Raw genomic sequence first — 562 nt, 5'->3', positions numbered from 1 at the left:
CTTAAAAGCGATGAGCTGCTTGCTGAGATACCAGTCATTATGCTGACGGCCAAAAGTGAAGAGGACAGTAAAGTTCATGGGCTTGATGCGGGTGCTGATGATTATATGACCAAGCCTTTTTCGACACGAGAGCTAATCTCAAGGATTAAAGCGGTATTGCGTCGTAGTAGTGCGCTGAGTGCTGATAAGTCTATCGAGATAGGTAAGCTGAGCCTAGACCCTAAAAGCCAACGCGTCACGGCCAATGATAAGGTTGTGGATATCGGACCGACAGAGTATAGGCTATTGGCGTTTTTTATGAGTCATCCAGAGCGTGCCTATACGCGCGCACAACTGCTCGATCAGGTATGGGGCGGTAATGTCTATATCGAAGATCGGACAATTGATGTGCATATCAGGCGTTTGCGTAAATTATTAAAGCCCCACGACTGCGATACGTTGATTCAAACAGTGCGAGGTACTGGTTATCGGTTCTCTAGTCTCATTGAGCCAGTATGAGCCAGTTTAAACAGAACGACATATGAATGACAAAGTAACGCAGTAGATAGTCGTAAGGGTATGA

1 protein-coding gene is annotated in these 562 nt (G+C 45.9%); it reads left to right on the top strand.

Features of this window, described 5'->3' with window-relative positions:
* A partial coding sequence (locus ACS8FD_RS23445; RefSeq protein ID WP_439277618.1) for a winged helix-turn-helix domain-containing protein occupies positions 1-498 on the top strand: 498 nt, incomplete at its 5' end.
* Positions 499-562: the final 64 nt, after the last annotated feature.

The organism is Psychrobacter sp. 1U2 (assembly GCF_051847575.1).
The sequence above is the reverse complement of the archived record's forward strand: the minus strand, read 5'-3'. Positions and strand labels throughout refer to the sequence as shown.